We start from the raw sequence: 2,599 nt of genomic DNA on the forward strand, positions 1-2,599 counted from the left end.
ATTATTCTCACGGGCGAAGGAAAGGGCTTTTCCGCCGGAGGCGATATCAAGGCCTGGGGCGGAATGTTGCCTCAGGAGTTCGGTCATCTCTGGGTTCGGCACGGTCACCGTATCTTCGAAAGACTGGCGACCCTGCGGGTGCCGCTCATCGCGGCTCTGAATGGCCACGCCCTCGGAGGAGGGCTTGAACTTGCAGGGGTTGCCGACATTCGCCTTGCAGAGGAGCAGATCAAGATTGGTCTGCCGGAAACCGGCCTTGGGATGGTGCCGGGCTGGTCCGGGACTCAGCGTCTTGTGCGCCGGTTCGGGGCGCAGGCCGTCCGACGCATGGCGCTCGGCGGCGAGATATTCACCGCCGAAGAAGCACGCCTGCTGGGTATCGTGGACGCGGTCGTTCCCACCGGAAACGCGGTGACCGCTGCCAGGGAATATGCGCAGCGGATCGCCGCAAGGGGGCCGGCTGCGACCGAGATCGCGAAGTTGATGATCGCATCGGCGAACGGCGAAGACAATGGAACCGCGGTCGAAGCCCTTGGCTCGATCCTCGCTGCGAAGACCGGCGATCTGAAGGAGGGCGTCGCATCATTCAGCGAGAAGCGCCCGGCAACGTTCAAGGGAGAATGGTAATGACGGTTCTCGTCAACCCCACCGCGCTCAGCGACCACAAAGCGCGTGATTTCAAGATGCTCATCGATGGCAAATGGGAGGCTGGTGCCTCCGATCAGATCGAGCGTGTCGCGCCGAGCCATGGCGTCGTGATCAGCCGGTTTCCGACCGGTAGCAAGAACGACGCCGAACGTGCGATCGCTGCGGCACGCAAGGCGTTCGACCTCGGGCCGTGGCCTCGAATGACCGCTTCCGAACGGTCCGCCATCCTGCTCAAGGCTGCCGACCTGATCGCGGCGCGCGCAGAGGAGCTTGCATTTCTCGATGCTATCGAGGCAGGAAAGCCGATCAAGCAGGTGCGGGGAGAAATTGCCGGCTCCGTTGACATATGGCGCTACGCGGCGGCTCTTGCCCGCGACCTCCATGGTGAAAGCTATAACACGCTCGGCGATGGCACATTGGGCGTCGTCTTGCGCGAAGCGATCGGCGTAGTCTCGATCATCACGCCCTGGAACTTTCCGTTCCTGATCGTCGGCCAGAAGCTGCCATTCGCTCTGGCCGCAGGTTGCACGACCGTCGTCAAGCCCTCGGAGCTGACCTCAGGATCGACGCTCGTGCTGGGCGAGATCCTGCAGCAGGCCGGCATTCCGGATGGTGTCGTCAACATTGTCACCGGCACGGGACCAGAGGTCGGCGCGGTCATGACCTCCCATCCCGACGTCGACATGGTGTCGTTCACCGGCTCGACCGGTGTCGGAAAGCTGACGATGTCGAATGCTGCACAGACGCTGAAGAAGGTCTCGCTGGAACTGGGTGGGAAGAACCCGCAGATCGTGTTCCCGGATGCCGATCTCGATGCGTTCATCGATGCCGCGGTCTTCGGCGCATACTTCAATGCCGGCGAGTGCTGCAATGCCGGCTCGCGGCTGATCCTTCACAAATCAATCGCTTCCGATGTCGTCAAGCGGATTGCCGAATTGTCGAAGGCAGTGAAGGTCGGCGACCCTCTTGATCCTTCGACGCAGGTGGGCGCGATCATCACGCCGCAGCACCTGGAGAAGATATCGGGATACGTCGCCGGGGCGAGGAGCGGCGGTGCCCGCGTCGCCCATGGCGGCGAGACGCTCGATCTCGGCATGGGGCAGTTCATGTCGCCGACGATCCTCGAAGAGGTCACCCCTGATATGGCCGTGGCGCGCGAGGAAGTCTTTGGTCCGGTGCTTTCGGTCCTGACATTCGAGACATCAGCCGAGGCGATCAGGATTGCGAATTCCATCGACTACGGCCTGTCGGCCGGTGTCTGGAGCCGCGATTTCGACACGTGCCTGACGATCGGCCGATCGGTGCGGGCGGGGACGGTCTGGATGAACACCTTCATGGACGGCGCCTCGGAACTTCCCTTCGGCGGTTACAAGCAAAGCGGCCTTGGTCGCGAGCTCGGCCGCCATGCGGTCGAAGATTACACCGAGACCAAGACACTCAACATGCATATCGGCAAACGCACCAGCTGGTGGATGCCGCAGACGGAAAAGCTGGCTTAGCCGGTGGCCGAACTACGCTCGAGGAGGGCGGGTGATTGGTGCGGGAATGGGTCCCGCATCTTCCAAACTTGAACTGGGAGGTTCTTCGATGAACAGGTTTTTGACCACGACCGCAATGATCGCATTGGCTCTGGCTAGCGCCAGCGTGTCCGTACGCGCAGCCGACGTGAAGGAAGTGCAGATGCTGCACTGGTGGACGTCAGGTGGCGAGGCGGCGGCTTTGAACGTATTGAAGCAGGATCTTTCGAAGGAAGGTTTTGCCTGGAAGGACGTGCCGGTTGCCGGCGGTGGCGGCGATGCGGCGATGACGGCGCTGAAGGCAATGGTCGCGGCCGGCACCTATCCGACAGCCTCGCAGATGCTCGGTTATACCGTGCTCGATTATGCCCAGGCCGGCGTCATGGGCGATCTGACGGAGACGGCGAAGAAGGAAGGCTGGGACAAGTCGGTTC

At 62.2% G+C, this 2,599-nt stretch carries 2 protein-coding genes and 1 pseudogene; all 3 read left to right on the top strand.

Going from position 1 to position 2,599, the window contains the following annotated elements; genetic code table 11:
• Window positions 1–627 (top strand): enoyl-CoA hydratase/isomerase family protein (locus AC1D1Z_RS36115; protein WP_477853597.1); only part of this gene is annotated, 627 nt, incomplete at its 5' end.
• Entirely contained in the window at window positions 627–2,147 is a 1,521-nt protein-coding gene (locus tag AC1D1Z_RS36120) for an aldehyde dehydrogenase family protein (protein WP_477853599.1), read from the top strand. The genes AC1D1Z_RS36115 and AC1D1Z_RS36120, both read left to right, overlap by 1 nt.
• A gap of 88 nt (window positions 2,148–2,235) precedes the next feature.
• Window positions 2,236–2,599: pseudogene (locus AC1D1Z_RS36125) on the top strand (sugar ABC transporter substrate-binding protein); the annotation flags it as partial.

Source organism: Rhizobium sp. P1_E1 (genome assembly GCF_056406015.1).